Origin of the sequence: Streptomyces sp. NPDC059455 (assembly GCF_042750115.1) — a bacterium.
GTDB lineage: Bacteria > Actinomycetota > Actinomycetes > Streptomycetales > Streptomycetaceae > Streptomyces > Streptomyces endocoffeicus.
The window spans coordinates 15,742-37,477 of the sequence record NZ_JBHYVB010000034.1; the positions used below are offsets into that span (position 1 = coordinate 15,742).

Annotated in this window: 24 protein-coding genes; 14 read left to right on the forward strand and 10 right to left on the reverse strand. The window is 70.7% G+C overall.

The window, feature by feature from the left end:
- The first annotated feature begins 1 nt into the window (after position 1).
- The gene (locus tag ACFXB5_RS14910; protein WP_385207191.1) at positions 2–1,015 is read left to right on the forward strand and encodes a 2-hydroxyacid dehydrogenase; all 1,014 of its coding nucleotides are present in this window, start codon (positions 2–4) and stop codon (positions 1,013–1,015) included.
- 6 nt (positions 1,016–1,021) lie between these two features.
- On the opposite strand, the gene ACFXB5_RS14915 is transcribed toward ACFXB5_RS14910, so the two are convergent.
- Complete coding sequence (locus ACFXB5_RS14915; protein ID WP_385207193.1) at positions 1,022–1,378, reverse strand: nuclear transport factor 2 family protein; 357 nt, start codon at positions 1,376–1,378, stop codon at positions 1,022–1,024.
- A 58-nt stretch (positions 1,379–1,436) separates the two neighbouring features.
- Entirely contained in the window at positions 1,437–2,216 is a 780-nt protein-coding gene (locus ACFXB5_RS14920; protein ID WP_385207196.1) for an SDR family oxidoreductase, read from the reverse strand.
- A gap of 99 nt (positions 2,217–2,315) precedes the next feature.
- On the opposite strand from ACFXB5_RS14920, the gene ACFXB5_RS14925 reads away from it, so the two are divergent.
- From ACFXB5_RS14925 to ACFXB5_RS14935, 3 genes are read left to right on the forward strand one after another with little or no spacing between them, the layout of a single operon-like run.
- A complete protein-coding gene (locus tag ACFXB5_RS14925) occupies positions 2,316–2,840 on the forward strand; it encodes a winged helix-turn-helix transcriptional regulator (RefSeq protein ID WP_385207199.1) in 525 nt (174 codons plus the stop codon).
- A gap of 15 nt (positions 2,841–2,855) precedes the next feature.
- Positions 2,856–3,011, forward strand: coding sequence for a hypothetical protein (locus tag ACFXB5_RS14930; RefSeq protein WP_385207202.1), 156 nt, complete (start codon positions 2,856–2,858; stop codon positions 3,009–3,011).
- A gap of 16 nt (positions 3,012–3,027) precedes the next feature.
- The gene (locus ACFXB5_RS14935) at positions 3,028–4,083 is read left to right on the forward strand and encodes a D-cysteine desulfhydrase family protein (RefSeq protein ID WP_385207205.1); all 1,056 of its coding nucleotides are present in this window, start codon (positions 3,028–3,030) and stop codon (positions 4,081–4,083) included.
- Positions 4,084–4,126: 43 nt separating this feature from the next.
- Here ACFXB5_RS14935 and ACFXB5_RS14940 read toward each other — a convergent pair whose 3' ends face one another.
- A complete protein-coding gene (locus tag ACFXB5_RS14940; RefSeq protein ID WP_385207207.1) occupies positions 4,127–5,173 on the reverse strand; it encodes a helix-turn-helix transcriptional regulator in 1,047 nt (348 codons plus the stop codon).
- A gap of 64 nt (positions 5,174–5,237) precedes the next feature.
- On the opposite strand from ACFXB5_RS14940, the gene ACFXB5_RS14945 reads away from it, so the two are divergent.
- The 5 genes from ACFXB5_RS14945 (at position 5,238) to ACFXB5_RS14965 (ending at position 10,607) form a co-directional block, all read left to right on the forward strand.
- Positions 5,238–5,972, forward strand: a complete 735-nt coding sequence (locus tag ACFXB5_RS14945) for an alpha/beta fold hydrolase (protein ID WP_385207210.1) — start codon at positions 5,238–5,240, stop codon at positions 5,970–5,972.
- Positions 5,973–6,153: 181 nt separating this feature from the next.
- Positions 6,154–6,921 (forward strand): GntR family transcriptional regulator, encoded by a 768-nt coding sequence (locus ACFXB5_RS14950; RefSeq protein WP_385207213.1) that lies wholly within the window; start codon positions 6,154–6,156, stop codon positions 6,919–6,921.
- Positions 6,922–7,037: 116 nt separating this feature from the next.
- On the forward strand, positions 7,038–8,045 hold the full coding sequence (locus tag ACFXB5_RS14955; protein WP_385207216.1) for an ADP-ribosylglycohydrolase family protein: 1,008 nt from the start codon (positions 7,038–7,040) through the stop codon (positions 8,043–8,045).
- Between the two features lie 61 nt (positions 8,046–8,106).
- The gene (locus ACFXB5_RS14960) at positions 8,107–9,600 is read left to right on the forward strand and encodes a purine-cytosine permease family protein (RefSeq protein ID WP_385207219.1); all 1,494 of its coding nucleotides are present in this window, start codon (positions 8,107–8,109) and stop codon (positions 9,598–9,600) included.
- Positions 9,597–10,607 carry a PfkB family carbohydrate kinase gene (locus ACFXB5_RS14965; RefSeq protein WP_385207221.1) on the forward strand — a complete coding sequence of 337 codons (1,011 nt, stop codon included), beginning with the start codon at positions 9,597–9,599 and terminating at the stop codon, positions 10,605–10,607. Before ACFXB5_RS14960 ends, ACFXB5_RS14965 begins: the two co-directional genes overlap by 4 nt.
- An 86-nt stretch (positions 10,608–10,693) precedes the next feature.
- On the opposite strand, the gene ACFXB5_RS14970 is transcribed toward ACFXB5_RS14965, so the two are convergent.
- A complete protein-coding gene (locus ACFXB5_RS14970) occupies positions 10,694–11,323 on the reverse strand; it encodes a TetR/AcrR family transcriptional regulator (RefSeq protein WP_385207224.1) in 630 nt (209 codons plus the stop codon).
- A 191-nt stretch (positions 11,324–11,514) separates the two neighbouring features.
- Between ACFXB5_RS14970 and ACFXB5_RS14975 the strand changes: the two genes are divergently transcribed.
- The 3 genes from ACFXB5_RS14975 (at position 11,515) to ACFXB5_RS14985 (ending at position 13,413) form a co-directional block, all read left to right on the forward strand.
- Positions 11,515–12,216 (forward strand): SDR family oxidoreductase, encoded by a 702-nt coding sequence (locus ACFXB5_RS14975; protein WP_385207227.1) that lies wholly within the window; start codon positions 11,515–11,517, stop codon positions 12,214–12,216.
- Positions 12,217–12,280: 64 nt separating this feature from the next.
- Positions 12,281–12,703, forward strand: coding sequence for a tautomerase family protein (locus ACFXB5_RS14980; protein ID WP_385207230.1), 423 nt, complete (start codon positions 12,281–12,283; stop codon positions 12,701–12,703).
- Between the two features lie 107 nt (positions 12,704–12,810).
- Entirely contained in the window at positions 12,811–13,413 is a 603-nt protein-coding gene (locus tag ACFXB5_RS14985) for a DJ-1/PfpI family protein (protein ID WP_385207233.1), read from the forward strand.
- 83 nt (positions 13,414–13,496) lie between these two features.
- Here the strand turns inward: ACFXB5_RS14985 and ACFXB5_RS14990 are convergent, their stop codons facing one another.
- Genes ACFXB5_RS14990 through ACFXB5_RS15000 form a run of 3 tightly spaced genes read right to left on the reverse strand, consistent with a single transcriptional unit; the run spans position 13,497 to position 15,902 of the window.
- Positions 13,497–14,288 carry a siderophore-interacting protein gene (locus ACFXB5_RS14990; RefSeq protein WP_385207236.1) on the reverse strand — a complete coding sequence of 264 codons (792 nt, stop codon included), beginning with the start codon at positions 14,286–14,288 and terminating at the stop codon, positions 13,497–13,499.
- A gap of 52 nt (positions 14,289–14,340) precedes the next feature.
- Positions 14,341–15,249, reverse strand: coding sequence for a PDR/VanB family oxidoreductase (locus ACFXB5_RS14995; RefSeq protein WP_385207239.1), 909 nt, complete (start codon positions 15,247–15,249; stop codon positions 14,341–14,343).
- Between the two features lie 23 nt (positions 15,250–15,272).
- Positions 15,273–15,902: an MSMEG_1061 family FMN-dependent PPOX-type flavoprotein gene (locus ACFXB5_RS15000; protein ID WP_201847405.1), complete on the reverse strand. Its 630-nt coding sequence runs from the start codon at positions 15,900–15,902 to the stop codon at positions 15,273–15,275.
- Between the two features lie 173 nt (positions 15,903–16,075).
- Here ACFXB5_RS15000 and ACFXB5_RS15005 point away from each other — a divergent pair, with 173 nt between their 5' ends.
- Positions 16,076–16,771 carry a TetR/AcrR family transcriptional regulator gene (locus tag ACFXB5_RS15005; RefSeq protein WP_385207243.1) on the forward strand — a complete coding sequence of 232 codons (696 nt, stop codon included), beginning with the start codon at positions 16,076–16,078 and terminating at the stop codon, positions 16,769–16,771.
- A 49-nt stretch (positions 16,772–16,820) separates the two neighbouring features.
- Here the strand turns inward: ACFXB5_RS15005 and asnB are convergent, their stop codons facing one another.
- Positions 16,821–18,653 (reverse strand): asparagine synthase (glutamine-hydrolyzing), encoded by a 1,833-nt coding sequence (gene asnB, locus ACFXB5_RS15010; protein ID WP_385207363.1) that lies wholly within the window; start codon positions 18,651–18,653, stop codon positions 16,821–16,823.
- Between the two features lie 447 nt (positions 18,654–19,100).
- On the opposite strand from asnB, the gene ACFXB5_RS15015 reads away from it, so the two are divergent.
- Positions 19,101–20,555: a glyceraldehyde-3-phosphate dehydrogenase gene (locus ACFXB5_RS15015; RefSeq protein ID WP_385207246.1), complete on the forward strand. Its 1,455-nt coding sequence runs from the start codon at positions 19,101–19,103 to the stop codon at positions 20,553–20,555.
- Between the two features lie 51 nt (positions 20,556–20,606).
- On the opposite strand, the gene ACFXB5_RS15020 is transcribed toward ACFXB5_RS15015, so the two are convergent.
- Both ACFXB5_RS15020 and ACFXB5_RS15025 read right to left on the reverse strand, forming a co-directional pair.
- Entirely contained in the window at positions 20,607–20,798 is a 192-nt protein-coding gene (locus ACFXB5_RS15020; RefSeq protein WP_385207249.1) for a hypothetical protein, read from the reverse strand.
- 7 nt (positions 20,799–20,805) lie between these two features.
- On the reverse strand, positions 20,806–21,693 hold the full coding sequence (locus ACFXB5_RS15025; protein WP_385207251.1) for a sugar phosphate isomerase/epimerase family protein: 888 nt from the start codon (positions 21,691–21,693) through the stop codon (positions 20,806–20,808).
- Between the last annotated feature and the right edge of the window lie 43 nt (positions 21,694–21,736).

A 21,736-nucleotide genomic window follows, 5' to 3' on the forward strand; every position in this document is an offset into this window, starting at 1 on the left:
AATGCGCATCATGCTCAACCACCGGATCCTGAGCAGGTTCGGCGAACGGCTGAGGGAGCGGACCGAGGACCGGCACGAGTGGCTGGACGTCTGCGACTGGGACGCGGTACGGATCGCCGACGCCATCGCCTTCGTCGATGTGTACGTGGGCTCACAGCTCTCCGAGGACCACGCGCGCCGGGCCCAGCGCCTCCGCCTCGTCCACGTGGTCGGCGCGGGCTACGACGGCATCCCTCTGGAGGCGCTGGGGCCCGATGTGACCGTGGCGAACACCTTTCACCACGGCGCGTCGATCGCCGAACACGTCCTGATGTGCGTGCTGATGCTGTCCCGGCGGGTGCTCACGGCCGACCGGGAGCTGCGGGCCGGTCGGTGGCGCAACGTGGCCGTCGACGCCACGCTGCCCTTCGGGGACACCCTGCGGGGCCGCCGGGTCGGCGTCATCGGCTTCGGCGAGACGGGGCGGGAGATCGGACGGCTGTGCCAGGCGGTCGGCCTGGGCGTACGGGCCGTGCGCCGCGACCCGTCGGCCCCGCTGCCCGACGATCTGCGCCCCGACTGGGTGGGTGGCACGGACCGGCTCCCGGAACTGCTGGCGGACTCCGACATCGTCGTGGTGACCGTGCCGCTGAGCTCCGCGACCCGCGGACTGATCGGCCCGGCCGAACTCGCCGCGATGGGCCCGCGGTCCCTCCTGGTCAACGTCGCCCGTGGCCCGGTCGTGCGGGAGGAGGCGCTGTACGAGGCGCTGTCGGCCGGCACCATCGCCGGGGCCGCCCTCGATGTGTGGTGGGCCGGCCCGCCCCACGCGCCGAGCCGTCTGCCGTTCCACACACTGCCCAATGTGGTGATGACACCGCACAACTCGGGCCACACGGAGGAGACGTTCGCCGCCCGCGCCACGGATATCGCGGCCAACATCGACCGCCTGGAGGCGGGGAGCCCGCTCGGCAACGTGGTGCGCGCCGGGCGGGTGCGGGCCGTGCCCGACGGCCCCGCGGTGGAGAGTGTCTGAAGCGGCTCAGGGGGCGATGGTGAGGTGGCTGATCAGGCCCTGACGGAGCGTGAAGCGATAGCGAAGGTCGACGGTGCCGCCGGGGAAGTCACCCTCGAGCCGCTGGGTGACGGTCCAGCGGTCCGGGCCCTCGTGCTCGGCCCCGAGGAAAGTGGTGGTGTAGGTGAACTCGGAGGTGGCGCGGCCCAGCCACCGCTCGATGGCGGGGATTCCCTCGTAGGCGTTGCCGTTGTCGACGACCGTCGCGTCCGGCGCCAGCGCGGTTGAGGCCGCGGACACATCGCGCTCGTTGTGTGCCGTCAGGTACCGCTTGACGGCGTCTGGCAGATCGGCGGCGTCGAGGGGCGTGGTGCGGTCGGTCATGGGTGCCTCGATGGTCTGTCGGATGGGGATTCCCGGTCGGTTCTCGGTGGGGCGGTTCTCAGACGGCGGGTACGGTGCCGCCGTCGATGACGTGCTCGGCGCCGACGATGGCGGAGGCCCGGTCGGAGACGAGGAAGGCGACGAGTTCGGCGACTTCCTCGGGTCGGTTGGGACGCCCGAGGGGGATGCCGCCGAGGGAGTCCATGAGCGATGCCAGAGCGGACTCCCGGTCACCGGTCTGCTCGGCGATGCGGTCGATGAGTGCGTCGGCCGCGCTGGTCTGGATGAACCCGGGGGACACCGTGTTCACCCGCACCCCGAGCGGCGCCACCTGGTTGGCCAGGCCCTTGCTGTAGGTGGTGAGCGCGGCCTTGGCGGCGGCGTAGGCCAGCGTGCCGTTCCACAGCGGCATCCGCCGCTGGATCGAGGAGACATGGACCACCGCGCCCCCGCCCCGTTCGATCATGCCCGGGATCAGGGCGCGGTCCAGGCGGACGGCGCCGAGCAGATTGTGGTTGAGCTCCTGCTGCCAGATCTCCTCGGACATCGCCTCGAAGCCACCGGCGGGCGCGGCCGAGCCGCCGAGCGTATGGACCAGGATGTCCGCGCCGCCCAGCCGCCGCCGCGCCTCCCGCGCGATGTGTTCCGCGCCTTCAGGCGTGGTCAGGTCGGCGCCCACGAAGTCGTCGTCGGGGACGTCCTCGGGCCGGGAGCGGGCGGTGACCAGTACGGTCGCACCGGCCGTCCGTAGCCGGGCCGCGATCGCCGCTCCGGTGCCCTTGGTGCCACCGGTGACGAGGGCGCGACGGCCGGAGAGAGAGTCATTGGGTGTGGGCAAGGCTGTCCGTTCCGGAATGCGCGCAGGGCGCACCCCTTGTGACTGCTAAAATAGAAGCAAGTGACTTTCACATTAGCAGTAACTCGGGAGGGTGTCGCGATGGCAAGCCGGATCAGGCTGGAGGACCGTGAGTGCCCGCTGTCGACCACGGTTCAGCACGTGGGGGAGTGGTGGACGCTGCTGATCCTGCACGACGCCTTCGACGGCTACACGCGCTTCGACCAGTTCCAGCAGAGCCTGAACATCTCCACCAGCATGCTCACCACGCGGCTGAAGACCCTGGTGGCGGACGGCCTGCTGGAGCGGCGCCCCTACCAGACCAACCCGGTCCGCCATGAGTACGTGCTGACCGAGCGCGGCCGTTCGCTGCGGCCCGTGGTCGTCGCGCTGGCCGCCTGGGGCAATCAGCACCTCGCACCGGAGGAGCGCGCCATGATCCTGGTCGACGCCCGGACCGGCGAGGAGGCCGAACCCGTCGTGGTGGACGCGCGCACCGGCCGGAGCCTCGACGACAGCGAGATGTACGTGTTCACCGCGGGCCCGGCCGCGAGTGAGGCGATGCGCGCCCGCTACACCGAACTCGAGCGGCAGCGACCCGAGCCCGACCCTTCCGCATCCGAGTAGCACCTCAGCGCCTGGGTGGACGCACCGAAGATCAGCGCGGTCGACGTGGCCGAGCAGACCATGGAAGCCTTGGCGAACGACTGGCTGGAAGTACTCGCCGATGAGGAGACCAGGCAGGCCAAGGCCGCCTTGTCGCAACCCCTTCACGCCGAGCCCGGCCCCGATATGTGAGGCGAAGGCGGCGATCGTGTCAGAAGAACGTCAGGGCACCACGCAGGATCAGGGCGCCACGCAGGATCAGGGCGCCACGCGGGGCCAGGACACCACTCGGGCCGAGTTGATGAGCCGGCCCACACCGCTCGAGGCCGCGCCACGGCTGGCCCGTGCCATCGGGCTGGACCCCGATGACCTGTGGATCAAGCGTGACGATCTGATCGGGCTGGGCGGCGGGGGCAACAAGGTCCGCAAGCTGGAGTGGACGGCCGGTGCCGCCCGCGCCGAGGGCGCCACCACGCTGGTGACCAGCGGGGCCGCCCAGAGCAACCACGCCCGTCTGACGGCCGCGGCCGGGGCCCGGCTGGGCATGGACGTGGTCCTGGTCCTCGCCGGTGCCCCGGCCGAGGGCATGACCGGCAACATCGCGCTCGACGGTCTCTTCGGCGCCCGCGTCGTATGGGCGGGCGAGGTGAGCGAGACGGAACTCGCGGCGGCGGTGGAGGACGTGGCCCGGGACCTGCGCGAGCGGGGCGCCCGGCCCGCGGTGATCCCCTTCGGTGGCTCCAGTGTGCTGGGCGCCCAGGGCTATGCCGAGGCGGGGACCGAACTCCTGGTGCAGGACCCGGACCTGACCACGGCGGTCGTGGCGGTCGGATCGGGCGGCACCATGGCCGGGCTCGTCCACACCCTCGGAGCCGAGCGGGTGCTGGGGGTGCACTGCGGAGCCGTCGCGGATCCCGAGCACACCGTCGGCCACCTGGTCGAGGGGCTGTCCGGACAGCCCGCGGCCACGTCCCTGCGGCTGCGCCTGGATCAGGTCGGGCCCGGCTACTCCGCGCTCACCGAACCGGTCATGGACGCCATCACCACGGCGGCCCGCACCGAAGGCATCGTCCTCGACCCCGTCTACACCGGCCGCGCCCTGGCCGGTCTCATCGCGGCCGTCCACGACGGCCAGGTGTGCCCCGGACAGCGCACGGTCTTCGTGCACACCGGCGGACTGCCGGGTCTCTTCGGGCACCCCGAGACACTGGAGCGGGCGCGTTCCGCCGTGGCCGACACCGCCGTACGGTGGTCTCGCGGCTGAGCGTCGCACCGGCACGACCCCGGGGTGCTTCAACGATCCGGTGTCACTCCGCGCGGGACTCCGGCTCCTCGGTGGCATCGGCGACCGCGTCGGCGCATGTGGCGAGTCGGCGGGCCAGGGCGCGCACATGGTCGCGCAGCGCGTCCGGACGCTCGATCACGAACGGGAGGTCCAGCCAGGCGAGCACGGAGGGCACCCACTCCAGCCGCTCGGCCCGCAACTCGACCCGCACCCATGCGGTGCCCTCTCCTTCCCCGGGGGCAGCGGCCGCGTCCCGCGCCGGGCCGGCCGGGAGCTCCCGCACGGTGGCGAGCCCGGGTGGGAGCCGGTGGCGGACCTGCTCGACCGTGCCCTGGACCCGGAGCGACACCTCGTGCAGATACGGCACCCCGGCCAGCCCGGCCAGCACCCGGGCCGCCGGATCGAACCCCTCGGGCACATCGAACGACCCCGGTAGCACCGAGGCCGTCTCGATCCGGTCCAGCCGGAACGTGCGCACCTCGCCGCTGGCCGAGTCCGCCCCCGTCACATACCAGCGCCCAGAGTGCGCGACGACCCCGTACGGATGCACGGTGCGTTCGCTGCGCCGCCCCTTCCAGGCGGTGTAGCCGATGGCGACGGGACGGCGGTCCCGTGCCGCCTCCGCGAGCATCAGCAGCACGCCCGTCTCCGGGACGGCCATCGGGCGGGCCGGGGCGGTGAAGTCGGCGGTCGCCAGCAGCGCGTCCAGGCGGCGGCCGAGCGCCTCGGGCAGCACCCGGCGCACCTTGGCGGCGGCGCTCTCGGCCGCCGCGACGGACGTGGTCACCAGCCCGGCCCGGCGGCCGGCGACCAGGCCGAGCAGTACGGCCAGCGCCTCCTCGTCGGTGAGCATCAGCGGCGGCATCCGATAGCCGGGGGCGAGCCGGTAGCCGCCGTAGCGGCCGCGCACCGACCGGACCGGGACGTCCAGGTCGATCAGATGGCCGACATAGCGGCGGACGGTGCGCTCGTCCACGCCGAGCCGGTCGGCCAGATCGGCGACGGTACGGGTGCCACCGGCCTGGAGGATCTCCAGCAGGGCGAGCACGCGGGCGGTCGGTCGGTTCATACCGGGCAAGTATTCCGCGAATACCGGGCGGATGCTGTCCGGTATTCCTTCTAGCGTCTGAGCCATGGCAACCTACGTACTTCTTCCCGGGTTCTGGCTCGGTGCCTGGGCCTGGCGCCCGGTGGCGGATGACCTGCGCGGCCGTGGGCACGACGTCCACTCCCTCAGCCTGACCGGGATGGGCGAACGGGCACACCTGGCCCGGCCCGACACCGACCTGGAGACCCACATCACCGATGTGCTCAACCTGATCCGTTACGAGGACCTGCGCGATGTGGTGCTGGTCGGGCACAGCTATGCCGGTGCGGTGGTGGCCCCGGGCGTGGCGGACCGGATGCCCGGCCGGATCAGCCGCCTGGTGTTCATCGACAGCGGACCGCTGCCGGACGGAATGTCCCACCTGGAGTTCACCCCGCCGGAGGAGCGGTCGCGCAACGCCGAGCTGGTTCGTACGGAGGGGGACGGCTGGCGGCTGCCGCCCCCGCCGTGGCGGCGGCTGGCCTCCGAGGTGTCCGGGCTGCCGGACGACACGCTCGAACGGCTGGTGCGGCTGTCCGCCCCGCAGCCGTGGGCCACCGCCACCACCCCGGTCCGGCTGACCGGGGCATGGGAGAAGCTGCCGCGGCTGCATGTGCTGTGCAGCTTCCCGGTGGCAGAGGTCCGGGCGCGGATCGGCGTCGTTCCGGCCTTCCGCCATATGGCGACCGAGGAGTGGGCGTACCGGGAGCTGCCCGGCTGGCACTGGCCGATGTTCGACCGGCCCGGTGAGCTGGCGGCGATTCTGCACGACGCGGCCTGATGAGCCCCCTGGCTGTTGTTCGCCGATGGCACGGTCCGCTTCACGGCGGGCCGTGCCATCAGCTTTCCCGCTGCCATCAGTTCCCGCTGTCATCGGCGTTCCCGGACCAAGGGTGATCAGTTTCCGATTCGAGTGCTTGCGGCTCTAGACAGGACTGAACATGTATGGCTAACTTCCGGACATGCCTAAACAGGTCCTCAAGCATCAGCGCATCGCCCGCGTCCTGGCCCGTGAGATCCACAGCGGCGCCCTGGAGCCGGGCAGCAGGCTGCCCGGCGAACACGCGCTCACCCGGCGCTTCGCGGTCAGCAGGGCCACCGTCCGCCAGGCGCTGGACGAGCTCAGCAAGCAAGGGCTGATCTCCACCCACGCGGGTGTCGGCTCGTTCGTCACCTTCGACGGCGGCCTGCTGGACAACCGGCTGGGGTGGACCAGGGCGCTGGCCGACCAGGGAGCCCAGGTCACCACCGAGGTGCTCCGTCTCGAAGCGGTGCGCGATGCCCGGCTGGCCGGTGAACTCGGCATCGAGGGCGTCGAGTTCATGGCGCTCGACCGGTTGCGGGTGCTGCCGGAGGGCACACCGGTCGCGCTGGAGCGCAGCCGGGTCCCGATGGTCGCGGCCCTGGCCGACGTCCCGCTCGGCGGGCTCCTCGACGGTTCGCTGACCAAGACCCTCGCCGCGGTCGGCATCCGGGCCACGCACGGGGACGAATGGGCGTCCGTGCGTCAACTGGCCGCCGACGAGGCGACCCTGCTCCGCCGCCAGGTGGGAGAGGTCTGGCTCAACACCCGCAGGGTCAGCCGCGGGCCCGATGGCCGGATCGTCGAGCAGGTGACCAGCCTCCTGGACCCCGCCCGCTTCCAGCTGCACCTCGGCTTCGGCGAAAGCCCCGATGAGACGGCCCTGGGCAGCGGCAATGAGGCATCCGCGAAGAAGCGGCCCCGATGAGACCGCACACCGCGCCCGCCCACGCCCGACGTAACACCGCGCCCGCCCACGCCCGACGTAACACCGCGCCCGCCCACGCCCGACGTACCGCCTTCGCGCACTGACAGGAAATCCGAATGAACCACCAGCACGACCGCGCGCTCGGCGCCCTCTACGGCCTGGCGATGGGCGACGCCCTCGGTATGCCCACGCAGATCATGTCCCGGCGGTCCATCGTCGCCCGGTTCGGCACCGTCACCGATTTCGAACCCGGCCCGGAGGACAACCCGGTGAGCGCCGGAATGCCCGCCGGTTCGGTCACGGACGACACCGATCAGGCCGTCATCGTCGGCCGGCTGCTGACCGGGTCCGGCGGCCGGATCGACCCGTTGCGGCTCGCGCACGAGCTCCTGGAGTGGGAGCGCGCCATGAAGGCCAAGGGTTCCTTCGATCTGCTCGGCCCCTCCACCAAGGCCGCCCTGGAGGCCGTGTCCCGTGGCGTACCGCCGGAGGAGGCCGGCAAGTCCGGTGCCACCAACGGCGCGGCGATGCGGATCACCCCCGTCGGCGTCGCCTTCCCCGACACACCCCTGGAGCCCTTCCTCGACCGGGTCGCGGAGGCATGCCAGGTCACCCATGACACCTCCATCGGCATCGCCTCCGCCGCCGCCGTGGCCGCCGCGGTGAGCCGTGGCATCGACGGCGGCGGCCTGGAGGACGCCGTCGGCGCGGCGATCACGGCGGCCGCGGCCGGCGCCGAGCGCGGCCACTGGGTCGCCGGGGCCGATATCGCCGCCCGCATCGGCTGGGCCGTGGACCTGGTCCGCGGACTGCCCGAGCGGGAGGCCCTGGACCGCGTCTGCGACCTGGTCGGCACCAGCGTCGCCAGCCAGGAGTCGGTCCCCGCCGCCTTCGCCGTGCTGTCCCTGGCCGAGGGCGAGCCATGGCGGGCCTGCCTGCTGGCGGCCAACCTCGGCGGCGACTGCGACACCATCGGTGCCATCGCCGGCGCCATAGCCGGTGCCGTCAGCGGGGCGTCCGCCCTGCCCGGCGACGCCCTCGCCACCCTGCGTTCGGTCAACGACCTCGACCTGGAACCGCTGGCCAAGGCCCTGCTCGCGCTGCGCGCCGACACGGCCGAATGACACACACCTCCGCCCCCACATCCGCACCGGAGCGCCCCCGGACAGAAAGACAGGTACCACCATGGCGGCTTCAGAGAACGACCGCGTCGGCTCCGTGGAGACCAGAGGCATCGAGCCGGTTCCCGACGCCGAGCGCCACGGCCATGCGAGCCAGATGTTCTGGACCTGGTTCGCGGCGAACATCAGCATCCTCGGCCTGCCGCTCGGCGCGGCGCTGGTCAGCTTCCGCGGCCTGAACATCTGGCAGGCGGCCGTCGTGGCCATCCTCGGGTCCTTCGGCTCCTTCGCCCTGGTGGGCGCCCTCAGCATCGCCGGGAAGCGGGGCGGAGCGCCCGCCCTCACCCTCTCCCGCGCGGTGTTCGGGGTCCGTGGCAACGCAGGGCCCACGCTGGTCACCTGGATGAGCCGGCTCGGCTGGGAGACCATCAACACCACCACGGCCGCCTTCGCCCTGCTGGCGCTGCTCGACGCCGCCTTCGGCATCCGGCGGAACACCGTCCTCACCGTGGTGTGCCTGCTGGTCTTCATCGGCTGCACCCTGCTGATCAGCGGCCTGGGCCACGCCACCATCATGTGGATCAACAGGTGGGCCAGCTATGTCTTCGGGCTGCTCAACCTCGTCGTGATCGGCTTTCTCGCCACCACCGTGGACTGGGGCAAGGTCTTCCACGCCCCGGTCGGGCCGGTGAGCTCGATGGTCGTGGGCGTCGGCATGATCGCCGCCGGTACCGGGATCGGCTGGGCCAACACCGGGGCCGACTACGCCCGTTACCTGCCCCGCCGGATTCCCGGCGGCAGGCTGGTGGCCGCTTCCGCCTTCGGTGCCGGTATCCCGCTGGTGGTGCTGATCTCACTGGGCTCGCTCCTCGCGGCGGGTGAACCCGATCTGGCCTCCGCCTCCGACCCCGTCTCGGCGATCAACACGATGCTGCCCTCGTGGATGTCCATCCCGTATCTGATCGCCGCGTTCGGCGGACTGCTGCTCTCCAACCACCTGTCCGTCTACTCGGCCGGACTCACCATGATCACCCTGGGGATACGGGTCCGGCGCACCCTCGCCGTCGGCCTGGACGTGGTCGTCACCTTCGCGGGCGGGATCTACTTCATCCTGATCGCCAAGGACTTCTACGGCCCGTTCATCACCTTCCTCACCCTCCTCGCCGTCCCCATCACCGCCTGGGTGGGTGTCTTCGCGGTCGATCTGATACTCCGCCGGTCCTACGACGGCGCGGCCCTGATGGACGTCGGCCGCTCCAGCCGCTACTGGTTCCGGGGCGGGGTCGCCTGGGCCGCGATGATCGCCTGGGCGGCGGCCATCGTGATGGGCCTGCTGTTCACCGAGGCCAGCACCAGCGTCACCGACGTGTGGTTCTCCGGGCCGTTCGCCCACAGCTGGATCGGGTCCAACGGGCTGGGATGGGTGGTGACCCTGGTGCTCGCGGCCGGCGTCTACGCCCTGCTGCGCCGGTTCGACGGCACCGTCCGCGAGGAGTCGTCCGCGCAGCCGCCCCAGCAGCAGGTGCTGCCCGCCCCGGCCGCGCGGGAGGCCTCATGACCGGCCACGACGGCGTCCCCGGGGGATCCGGCGAGGCCACGGGCGGTCGGCTGGTGCTGCTCGGCAACGCCATCGTCGACCTGGTGATGCGGGTGCCCGCACTGCCCGAGCGGGGCGGCGACATCATCTCGCGGGACACCACCCTCACCACGGGCGGCGGATTCAACGTCCTCACCGCCGCCCGCCGCCTGGGCCTGCCGGCCGTGTACGCGGGTGCCCATGGCACCGGGCCGTTCGGCGACCGGGTGCGGGCGGACCTCGCCCGGGAAGGCATCGAGGTGCCGCTGCCTCCTCTCACGGAGGAGGACACCGGATTCTGCGTGGCCTTCGTCGACGGCGGTGGCGAGCGCACCTTCGCCACCAGCCTCGGCGCCGAGGCCCGGCTGACCGAGGCCCACGCGACGGCCGTGCTCGCCGCGCTGCGCCCCGGCGACCTGGTGCAGATCTCCGGATACGGGCTCGCCTACCCGGTGAACGGGCCGGTTCTGGCCTCGCTCGTGGCACGGCTGCCGGAGTACACCCGGGTCTTCCTCGACCCGGGCCCGCTGGCCGACCAGATCCCGGAGGAGGTGCTGGAGCCCGTTCTGGCACGCTGCGACTGGGTCAGCTGCAACCAGCGCGAGGGGCGGCTGCTGACCGGCCGGGACGACGCCCGGGAGGCCGCGGCGGCGCTCGCCGCCCGGCTGGGCCCGCGCACCGGTGTGCTGCTGCGGGCCGACGCGGACGGATGCTGGCTGGTCCCGCCCGGCGGCGAGCCCGCGCACATCCCCGGCCGCCAGGTGACCGCGGTCGACAGCAACGGCGCGGGCGACGCCCATACGGGAGCGTTCCTGGCCCTCCTCGGCCACGGGCTGGACCTGAGCGGCGCCGTACGGGGCGCCAACGCGGCGGCCGCCTTCGCGGTCACCCGCCACGGCCCCGCCACCGGGCCGACCGTCGGCGAGCTGCTGGGCTTCCTCGGCGGCGAGCCGCTCGCGGCGCGGCTGTCCTCGGCGCTCGGACGGTAGTCCGCGCCCGGGCCCGCCATCAGCGGGTCCGGGCACCAGATGGGTCCGGGCACCAGGTGGGTGCGAACCCCTGACGCGAGCGCGTTTCACTCGCCGGTGTCGGCCGCGTCCTTCCCGTCAGGAGTGTGCTCGTACGCGGCGAGGACGTGGTCGCGCACCGCGGTCAGGATGCGGTCCGACAGATCGTCTCCCGTGCAGGCCCGCGACAGCACCAACGCCCCGACCATGGTGGACAGTTCGACGAGAACGGACTCCTCGTCGGCCGCCGTGTCGCCGGACGTCCTCGCGTTGCGCTCCATCCCGCCGATCAGCTTGCGCACACCCTCGATGTACGCCCCCTTGAGCGGGTCACCGGGCTCCGCGTGCGCGGCGTCCACCGCCAGCGCCGCGGCGGCGCATCCCAGCCCGGGGTTGTCGCGGTGCGGGGCGGACAGATAGGTGGCCAGGAAGGCGGCCCGGGCGCCGCTGGTGGCCTCGCCCTCGGGGGGATTCTCCATGTCGGCGAGGCGTTCGGCGAACGCGGCCGAGCACGCCTGGGCGACCAGGTCGTCCTTCGAGGCGAAGTGGCGGTAGAAGCCGCCGTGGGTCAGACCTGCCGCCGCCATCGCCTGCGGCACGCTCACCTTGTCGGCGCCGTGGGTGCGCACCAGCTTCGCGGTGGCCGCGATCACCTGCTCGCGGTGCCGTTCGGCCTCGGCTCGGGATGCTCGGGGCATGGTCGGTACTTCCTTCTGCGTGTGGTGCCGGACTGGGGTACCGGACGCCGGTACCACGTCGATGATATTTGCGGCCCATTTTAGATGATGCTAATAATCTATTCCAGCGCGCCGCTGGGCCGCGGCCTCCTGGGCCGCCGTCCCCGCCGGTTCGTGCGCGCGATTCGACAGGTCCGACAAGGAGGCCCGACATGGTTGCGATCGATGGTTCCGTGGTGCTGGTGACCGGAGGTCAACGTGGCATCGGCAAGGCGTATGTGGAGGCACTGCTCCGGCGCGGAGCGGCGAAGGTCTACGCGACGGCGCGAAAGCCCAGCCTCAGTGAGGACCCGCGGGTGGAGGCCGTTTCCCTCGATGTCAACGACGCGGACGCGGTCGCCGCTCTCGCCGATCGGGCCACGGATGTGGACATCGTCATCAACAACGCGGGAGTGCTCCTGCCCTCGCCGCTGCTGACGGCGGACATGGCCGATGTGGTGGCCACGTTCGAAACGAACGTCTTCGGGCCCCTCCGGGTGGCCCGTGCGTTCGCCCCGGTCCTCGCCGCGCGGGGCGGCGGCGCGCTGGTCGACATGCACTCCGTGCTGTCCTGGGGCGCCGGCGCGGCCGCCTACGGCGCCTCGAAGGCCGCCCTGTGGTCGATCACGAACTCTCTCCGCATCGAGCTGGCGGAGCAGGGGACCCAGGTGGTCGGGGTGCACCTCGGGCTCGCCGACACCGACATGGTCGCCGGGATACCGAGTCAGAAGATCTCCCCGGCCGAGGTCGTGGAGGCGGCCCTGGACGGCGTCGAGAGCGGCGCCAACGAGGTGCTCGTCGACGCCGTGACCCGGCAGATGAAGGCGGCGCTCGCCGGGCCGGTGGAGGGCCTCACCCTGGTCCTCGGACGCTGACCGCTCGCCACGGACAGCCGCTCGTCACCGCCGTTCGACCTCACTCGTCCTGAAGGAGAGAGCAATGCCCCTGTGGCACGTCTACCATCCGGTCGACGCCTACTCCGCGGAGCAGAAGCGGCGATTCGCCGCGGACGTCACGGAGTACTACGCCCGGGTCGGTCTGCCGAAGTTCTACGTCGTCACCCTTTTCCACGAGGTCCCCGAGTCCTCGTTCCTGGTCGGCGGGGAGCCGTCGGACAACACCGTCCGGGTCGTGGTCGAGCACATCGCCCGCCACCTGACGGACCCCGAGGTGCGGAAGAAGGGCACCGAGGGGCTCAACCGCCTGCTGGCCCCTCACACCCGGGACCGCGGGCTGCACTGCGAGTTCCATGTCGACGAGACGCCCCGGGATCTCTGGATGATCGACGGGATGTGGCCCCCTCCCTCGCGCAGCGAAGCCGAGCGGCTCTGGGCGCGGGAGAACCGTCCGGTGGCGTACTGACCGCGAGCACATCGCGATAGCGCGAGGCCGCCGACATCGAACGGCGGCCTCGCCCCCTCCCCGCGAAATCCGTGGTCGAGTGGGGAAGGGTCTGATTGGATCGCGGCATGGCCCAGGAAGACACGCGGAAGATCGGGATCCTGCTGTTCCCGGACGTGGAGGAGCTCGACGCCATCGGTCCATGGGAGGTGCTGTCCTACTGGACCCGTAACTTCGCCGAGGACGGGTGGCAGGTGTTCTGCTTCTCCGCCGATGGAAACCCTGTGACCTGTGCGAAGGGGCTCACCGTAGCCGCCCATCACGCGATGGCCGACCTGCCCGCCCTGGATGTGCTGCTGCACCCCGGTGGCCAGGGGACCCGGCCCCAGCTCGAGGACGGCCGGCATCTGGAGTGGGTCCGGGCCCAGCGGCGATCCGTGCCCCTGATGACGAGCGTGTGCACGGGCTCGCTGGTCTACGCGGCGGCCGGACTGCTGGCCGGGCGGCCCGCGACCACGCACTGGGCGTCGCTGGACCGGCTCGCCGAGCTCGACCCGACGATCGACGTACGGCCCGAAGAGCGGTTCGTCGACGACGGTGACCTGATCACCTCCGCGGGGGTCTCGGCCGGTATCGACATGGCCCTTCACCTGGTCGCCAGGCTGGCCTCGCCGGAGCGCGCACGTCAGGTGCGGCGTGGCATCCAGTACGACCCGAAGCCACCGGTGTGAGCTCAGAGCCTGTGTCATATCCCCGGTCGGATCAGCGTGCGTGCCAGGCGTCGCACGCCCGGCCGGGGATATGACACAGGCTCTCAGCCGGGGCTGGAGCGGCCGTGCCGCCAGTAGCCGAAGAACGCGATGTCCGGCTTCGGCACGCCGCGGTCGCGCACCAGATGGCGGCGCAGCCCGGTGGCCAGTCCGGCTTCCCCGGCGACCCAGGTGTAGAACCGGCCCGGTCGCGGGGACGATGTCCGGACCGCGTCGAGGGCCAGCCCGCCGGGCAGGGTGTCCGCGCCGTCCCGGGCCAGCCACCGCACCCGTACGCCCTCGGGTGCGGTGATGTCCGTGCGGATGTCGGCGGTCCCGGGCACTTCCAGGAAGACCTCGGCCACCAGCGACGCCGGGGCGTCCTCGAGGATGGCGAGGATCGCCGGCACGGCGCTCTCGTCCCCGACGAGCAGCTGCCATTCGGCATGGGCCGGTGGCAGATAGCTCATGCCCATGTCGAAGATGCCCGCCGGGTCCCCGGGCCGGGCGTGCCGGGCCCAGGTGGAGGCCGGGGTGTCGCCGTGCAGGGCGAACTCGATGTCCACCTCGCCGAGTTCGGGCCGGGCGCGCCGGATGGTGAAGTTGCGCACCCATGGTCGGCGGGACTTCGGCAGGAGGAGTAATTCCGCCATCCACGCATCGCTGGAGAGCTTCGGCATCCTCAGCCCGTTCTGCCCCTCGCGGGGGAAGAACAGCCGCACCATCTGGTCGAAGCCCATCGGCTTCAGATGCTCCAGTTCGGGTCCGCCGAGTGTGATGGTCGAGAAGGCGGGTGTCAGCTGGGTGTTCCGGCGCACCTCCAGCGTGATCATTTGCCGTGACTCGGGCGTGCGCATCTTGGGCAACATGTGGTTCCTCGCGTTGAGTTGAAGGCCGCTCGCCGCCTGGTCACAGGTCCACGACGAGCCGCGGGGACAGTGCGCGGGACACACAGGCGTACATCCGGCCCGAGGGGGCGCCGATGTCGTCCCGGTGCTCCGGTTCGCCGTCGAGCACGGCCAGTTCGCAGCTGCCGCAGACGCCTTCGCGACATCCGGACGCCACGGGGAACCCGGCGTGGGTCAGGGCGTCCAGCAGCGACTCGTCGTCGGGCACCTGAACCGTCCGCCCCGACCGGGCGCACACCGCCTCGAACGCGGTGTTGGGCGCGAACGACCTGGGCGCCGGGCGGAACCGCTCCGCGTACAGCCGCCCCGAGGGGAACGCGTCCTCCGCCGCGGCGAGCATCGGCCCGGGGCCGCAGGCGTAGACCACGGCACCGGGGCTCAGCGCGGATGCCAGAGCGGCGAAGTCCGGCCTGCCCTGCTGTCGCGTGGCGACGATCCGCACCCGATCGCCGTAGGAGGAGCGCAGTTCGTCGACGAAGGGCATGGACGCCACCGACTGCCCCAGGTACACGAGCGACGCCGGGACGTCCGACGTGGCCGCCGCCCGCAGCATCGGCAGGATCGGGGTGATGCCGATCCCGCCGGCGAGGAAGAGGTACTCCGGCGCGGGGAGCAGCGGGAAGTGGTTCCGGGGCAGCGACACATCGAGGGCGCGGCCCCGGCGCAGGAACCGGTGGATGTACTCCGAACCACCCCGGCTGAGGCGGTCGTGGCGTACGGCGACGCGATAGGACTCCTGGTCCGCCGGGTCTCCGCACAGCGAGTACTGCCGGGTCAGCCAGTTCGGCAGCGCCAGGTCGATATGGGCGCCCGGCTCCCAGGGCGCCAGCGGGCCGGTGGCGCCCCGCAGGACGAGGGAGACGACGTCTTCGGCGACCTGCTCGATGTGGTCGACGACGGTCTGTTGCATCGTTGATTCACCTTGTGCCGTGGTCAGTAGAGTTTCCGGTAGCCCTCTTCGAGAGCGTGGGTGAGCGCCATCGGGTCGATGTCCATCCCGAACTGGGTGGCGGCGATCTCGCCGACCGACGGGATCTCGTCGGCGAGGGCCTGGCTCGCGGGATCCCACAGCCGGGAGCGGATGAGCGCGCGACCACAGTGGAAGTACGCCTCCGCCACCTCGACGACGATCGCCAGCACCGGGTCCTTGGCCTCGGTCTGCATCCGGGCGAGCACATCGGGGTCGTCGGTGGGGTACGCGCGACCGTTGACCCGAAGGGTCTCCCGCAGCCCGGGGATGAGGAAGAGCAGTCCGATCCCGTCGTTCTCGGCGAGGTTGCGGAAGGAGTCGGCGATCTTGTTGCCGGGGCGGTCGGGAATCGCGAGCGTGTGGTCGTCGAGGACCTTCACGAACCCCGGGTAGTCGCCACGGGGGGAGCAGTCGGCGCGCCCCTCCGCGTCCGCCGTGGCCATGGACAGGAAGGGGGAGTGCGCGATGAAGAGGCGGAAGTATTCGTCGATATGGTCCTGGATCTTGCCCTTGACCATGGCCTCGGGCTCCCCGAGCAGGGCGTGGACCTCGGCCGGCGACAACCGCCGGGGGCGTGTGCTGGTCTGCGTCATGAGGACTCCTTCCGGGAGAGGGGGAGCGGAGGGCGCGGGACCCCGTGCCGGTCGCCTCCCGCCTCCCTGCCGACGACGGTGCCTCACCGCTCCGCCGCAGTTCATGGCACTATTGTGAGCAATTACTCAGGTCTTGCGCCACTCGCTTTCACGGGCGCTGTGCAGGAGGTGTCATGACGACCGGCCGTCGCGGACTTCAGCCACGTAAACAGCCACGCCAGGCCCGGGCCGAGCTCACCCGGCAGCGCATCCTCACCGCCGCTGCTCACGTTTTCGCCGAGTACGGCTATGCCGCCGGGACCACCAATCGCATCGCCGAGCGCGCCCGGATCTCGATCGGCTCGCTGTATCAGTACTATCCGAACAAGGACGCGATCCTGGCCGAGTTGCTGATCCGTCACCTCGACGCCGGGGGCGACGCCATCAGGAGCCGCCAGGACGAGGACGAACCGGACTCCCTGGAAGAGATCATCCGCGGTTTCGCGCGCCCCGTGATCGCGAACCATCTGGACGATCCGCAGCTGCTCCGCGTCATGATGGAACACGGGCCACGGTCACCCGAGTTGCTCGAGAAGATCGCCCGGCATGAGCGGGATCGGGTCGCCTACACCCAGGACTTGCTCGAGCGCCATCCCGAGGTCCGGGTCGAGGACACCTACGTCGCCGCCCGGCTCGTGGTGTCCACGGTCGAGCTCCTCGTCCACCAGCTCATCGCGGCGCCCGACTCCATCGACACCGAGCGGCTGGAGAATGAACTCGTCGCGATGATCACCAGCTACCTCACGGCCGCGCCGGGCGGGGCCGTCGGGGTTGACCAGCCACGGGACGAGGGACGGGCACCCGGTGGCCCGGGTGCCCGTCCCTCGTGATGTGTGAAATGCGTGATGTGTGATGCGTGCCGCGGTCGGACCGCGGGTGTCAGTCGATCGTGATGATGGGCTTGCGCAGATCGAACCACGCCGCCAGGTCGAGGGCGCGTTCGATGATGGCGCGCTGCTGAGTGGTGATGACCTCCGCCGGTGCGTCGAGCGCCTCCCTCAGCGTCTCGACGCGGCACAGTTCGAGGGCCTGGTGTCCGGAGGTGATGAGGTCGCCCGCCTGCCGCCTGATGGCGGCGAGATAGGCCGGGTCGAAGCTGCCGGGGTAACCGCTCTTCTTGCGATTGGCCACGGACTCGGGCAGCACATCGCGGGTGGCCTCGCGCAGGATGCTCTTCTCCCGCCCGTCGAACGTCTTCAGCGACCAGGGGGTGTTGAAGACATAGGAGACGAGGCGGTGGTCGCAGAACGGCACCCTGACCTCCAGGCCGACGGCCATGCTCATCCGGTCCTTCCGGTCGAGCAGGGTGTTGACCATCCGCGTGAGGTGCAGATAGCAGACCTGTCGCATGCGCTTCTCCAGACCGGTCTCACCGTCCTTGAGCGGGGCTTCGTCCAGGGCGCTGAGGTAGTGGTCGCGCAGGTAGGTGTCCAGGTCGAGCTTCTCGGTGAGGTCCTGGGACAGCAGGTCCTTGTTGTCGCCGAGCGTCAGTCCTCCGGCGAGCCACGGGAAGGTGTCGGCCTCGCGCCGCTCGTCGTGGAACCACGGGTAGCCACCGAAGACCTCATCGGCCGACTCGCCCGACAGGGCCACGGTCGACTGTTCGCGAACGGCCTTGAACAGCAGATAGAGCGAGTTGTCCCGGTCGCCGAGCCCGATGGGCAGATCCCTCGCCGCGATGGCCGCCTGCCTGACGGCCGGGTCGGACAGGGCGGAGCCGTCGAGCACGATGTCCCGGTGGTCGCATTTCACATGCTCGGCCACGGCGTGCACATACGGCGTGTCGACGCTGGGCGCCACGTCGATCGCGCGGAAGTTCTCGGCCTGCCCGGGGAAGTCCACGGCGAAGCTGCGGACGATCTCGCCGTGTTCGCCGAGCTTGCGGGCGGCGAGCGAGGTCATCGCCGAGGAGTCGAGCCCCCCGGAGAGCAAGGTGCAGCGGGGCACGTCGGCGACGAGCTGACGGGCGATGATGTCCTCCAGGAGCTCCCGCACATGGGCGACGGTCGCCTCCTGGTCATCGGTGTGCTCGGAGACCTCCAGACGCCAGTACGCCTGCTCGCGAAGTCCATTGCGGTCGACGACGGCGATGTGGCCGGGGCGCAGCTCCTTCATGCCCTTCCAGATCGCATGGCCCGGGGTCTTGGCGAAGGAGAAGATCTCCCGCAGCCCGTCCAGACCGACCTCGGGGGCGACGAGCGGATTGGCGAGGATGGCCTTGGGCTCGGATCCGAAGAGGACGCCGTCGTCGGTCTCGTAGTAGTAGAACGGCTTGATGCCCATCCGGTCCCGGATCATCACCAGCTTCTCGGTACGGGAGTCCCAGATGGCGAAGGCGTACATGCCGTTCAACTTCTCGGTGAGGGATTCGCCCCACTCGACATAGCCGCGCAGAACGACCTCGGTGTCGGAGTCGGTGGTGAAGCTGTGGCCCCTGCGGCGCAGTTCGTCGCGCAGCTCGGTGAAGTTGTACGCCTCACCGGAGTAGACCATGCTCACGGGGCCGTCGGCCGTGTCGACGGCCATGGGCTGCGCCCCGCCGGGCAGGTCGATGACGGCCAGCCTCCGGTGCCCGAGCGCCGCCCTGCCAGTCACCCACGCTCCGGCCGCGTCCGGGCCCCGGCAGGCCATCGTCTCCGTCATGGTGTCGAGGACCTGGCGGTGGGAGGTCAGATCGCGACGGTAGGAGACCCAGCCGGTGATGCCGCACACAGTGATCATCCCTTTCACTCAACGGGAGATGGTTGCCTGTGAAAACCATCTACCTCTCCGGAGGGGGATCGCTACGGGGCGCTGATCTCTGGGGGAGTGGTATTTCTCACTGGTAAATTCCTGTTAACGGTAAGTTTCGTCATGAGTGCTGTCCGAAAAACGACGCCCACTAAGTCGCTATTTTACGGCTGATATCCCCGTCGTAATTCATCAAGGAATGACCGGCGGTATACGAAAGAGAAGGAACGGCTCCGTGGTGGCTCTCGGCTCTTCGCGATGGGCCGCGGCGCATGGGTGGTGGCGGGGGGTCATGGGCTCGCGTGCCGTTCGGCAAGCACGCGGGAGCTGTGCCGGGAGCCCGCGTGGTGGGGATGGCCGGGGGTGCCGACGAGCCCCATGACCTGGGGAGCTAGCATATGAGCGCCACCTAGCTCGAAAGATAAATTTGTGACTCTCAACGAGGACTCGTTCACCAACTGGAAGCACCGCGAGGAGATCGCGGAGTCGATGATCCCCCTCATCGGGAAGCTGCATCGGGAGCGGGACGTCACGGTCCTGCTGCACAGCCGCTCCTTGGTGAACAAGTCGGTCGTCAGCATCCTGAAGACCCACCGATTCGCCCGTCAGATCGCCGGTGCGGAGCTTTCGGTCACCGACACCCTGCCGTTCCTGCGGGCGCTCACCGCGCTGGATCTCGGCCCCTCCCAGATCGACATCGGCATGCTCGCCGAGACGCACCGGGCCGATGACCGCGGTCTCTCGGTGGAGGAGTTCACCGCCGAGGCCGTCGCCGGGGCCACCGGGGCCAACAAGATCGAGTGCCGTGAGGGACGCGATGTCGTCCTCTACGGGTTCGGACGGATCGGGCGGCTGGTCGCCCGTCTGCTCATCGAGAAGGCCGGGTCCGGCAACGGTCTGCGGCTGCGTGCCATCGTCGTCCGCGGGACCGGCGGGCGGGCCGGTGAGGATCTCGTCAAGCGGGCCGCGCTGCTGCGCCGCGACTCCATTCACGGCCAGTTCCAGGGCACGATCACCGTGGACGAGGCGAACAGCACGATCATCGCCAATGGCAACGAGATCAAGGTGATCTACGCCGACGACCCGACGTCGGTGGACTACACGGCGTACGGCATCAAGGACGCCATCCTCATCGACAACACCGGCAAGTGGCGCGATCGCGAAGGGCTGTCCAGGCATCTGCGCCCCGGTATCGACAAGGTGGTGCTGACCGCGCCGGGCAAGGGCGATGTCCCCAACGTCGTCCATGGCGTCAACCACGACACGATCAAGCCGGATGAGCAGATCCTGTCCTGCGCCTCGTGCACCACCAACGCGATCGTCCCGCCGCTGAAGGCGATGGCGGACGAGTACGGCGTGCTGCGCGGCCATGTGGAGACCGTCCACTCGTTCACCAACGACCAGAACCTGCTGGACAACTACCACAAGTCCGACCGCCGTGGCCGCTCGGCGCCGCTCAACATGGTCATCACCGAGACCGGTGCCGCCTCCGCGGTGGCGAAGGCCCTGCCGGACCTCAAGGCGAAGATCACCGGCAGCTCGATCCGCGTTCCGGTGCCGGACGTCTCGATCGCGATCCTCAATCTGCAGCTCGCGCGCGAGACCACCCGCGAGGAGGTCCTGGACTACCTGCGCGATGTGTCCCTGACCTCGCCGCTCAAGCGCCAGATCGACTTCATCAGCGCCCCCGACGCGGTCTCCAACGACTTCATCGGCTCGCGCCACGCCTCGATCGTCGACGCGGGCGCCACCAAGGTCGAGGGCGACAACGCGATCCTCTACCTCTGGTACGACAACGAGTTCGGCTACTCCTGCCAGGTCATCCGCGTCGTCCAGTACGTCTCCGGGGTGGAGTACCCGACCTACCCGGCCCCGGTGGTCTGACACTCGCCACGACAACGGTCCCGCTTCCGGCCCCGTCCGGAAGCGGTCCGCCTAGTCGCCCGTTCCGGCCATGTCGGCCAGTAGCCGTACGATACCCGCCGGCCCGAAGACGTCCTGGGTGGCGAGGGCGATGCCGCCGTGGAGCCCGGAACCGCCCTTGAGCTGTGTCGCGGTGATGGTCAGTTTGCGGGTGGCCAGGGGGAGGGCTCGCTGGTACACGACGGCTCGTACGGCGGAGACCATGCCGTGTTCAGCGCTGCCGCCGGGCCCACTCGCCGCAGAGCCGGACGCTTTCCTCGGGGGTGGCCTGGGCGCCGCGGTCGACCTCGATCACCAGCCAGCCGTCGAAGGTGTCGGGCAGCGCCGCCAGGGTGGCGGGGATGTCGACCGAGGCGTGGCCCGGCTCGGCCCACAGCCCGGCCAGCACGGTCTGCTGGTAGGTCCATCCCTCGGCGCGGCCCCGCTCGGCCACGTCGGTGTGGAAGTCCTTGATGTGCAGGGCGGCGACCCGGTCGGCGTAGTCGCGGATGAGGCCGATGACATCGGCTCCGGTCCAGCCGAGGTGGCCGATGTCCGGGCCGAAGGAGAGGACGTCCGCGGCCACGCCGTCGAGGATGAAGCGGGTCTCCTCCTCGGTCTCCGCCCAGGTGCCGATGTGCGGGTGGAACGCGGCGGTGACGCCGTTCGCCCTGGTGGTCTCGCCCATGCGGGCGAACACCTCGCGCACCCGCTCCAGCCGTTCGGGAGTCGCCTCCGCGCCCACGGCGGGGCGGTGCACCCGGGGGGCCTGCTTGTTCATGCCGGTGGCCACGAAGACCGTGGGCAGGCCCAGTTCGGCCATCTGGGTGCTGACGCGGTCGGTCTTGTCGAGCAGTTCGCGCAGGCTGCTCTCGTCCTCCGGGAGGGGGCCCGAGATATAGCCCGGGGCGGGCGCCAGACCGTGCTCGTCGAGCAGCCGGCCGTATTCGGCGGCCGTCATCCCGGTGGGCACGTCCGCGTGCACGGCGGCGATGCCCGCCTCATGGATGACCTTGAGGCGCTCGGGCAGGGGCGGCGCCAGAGCGGGGTCGATCCAGCCGTCGTCGGTGGCGATCCACTGCAGGGGGTTGATCGCGATCCTGTCGTGGCGAATGGTCATGAGGGTCCTTTCCCTGGGGCCGGGGCGGTGGGACGGGTGGGTG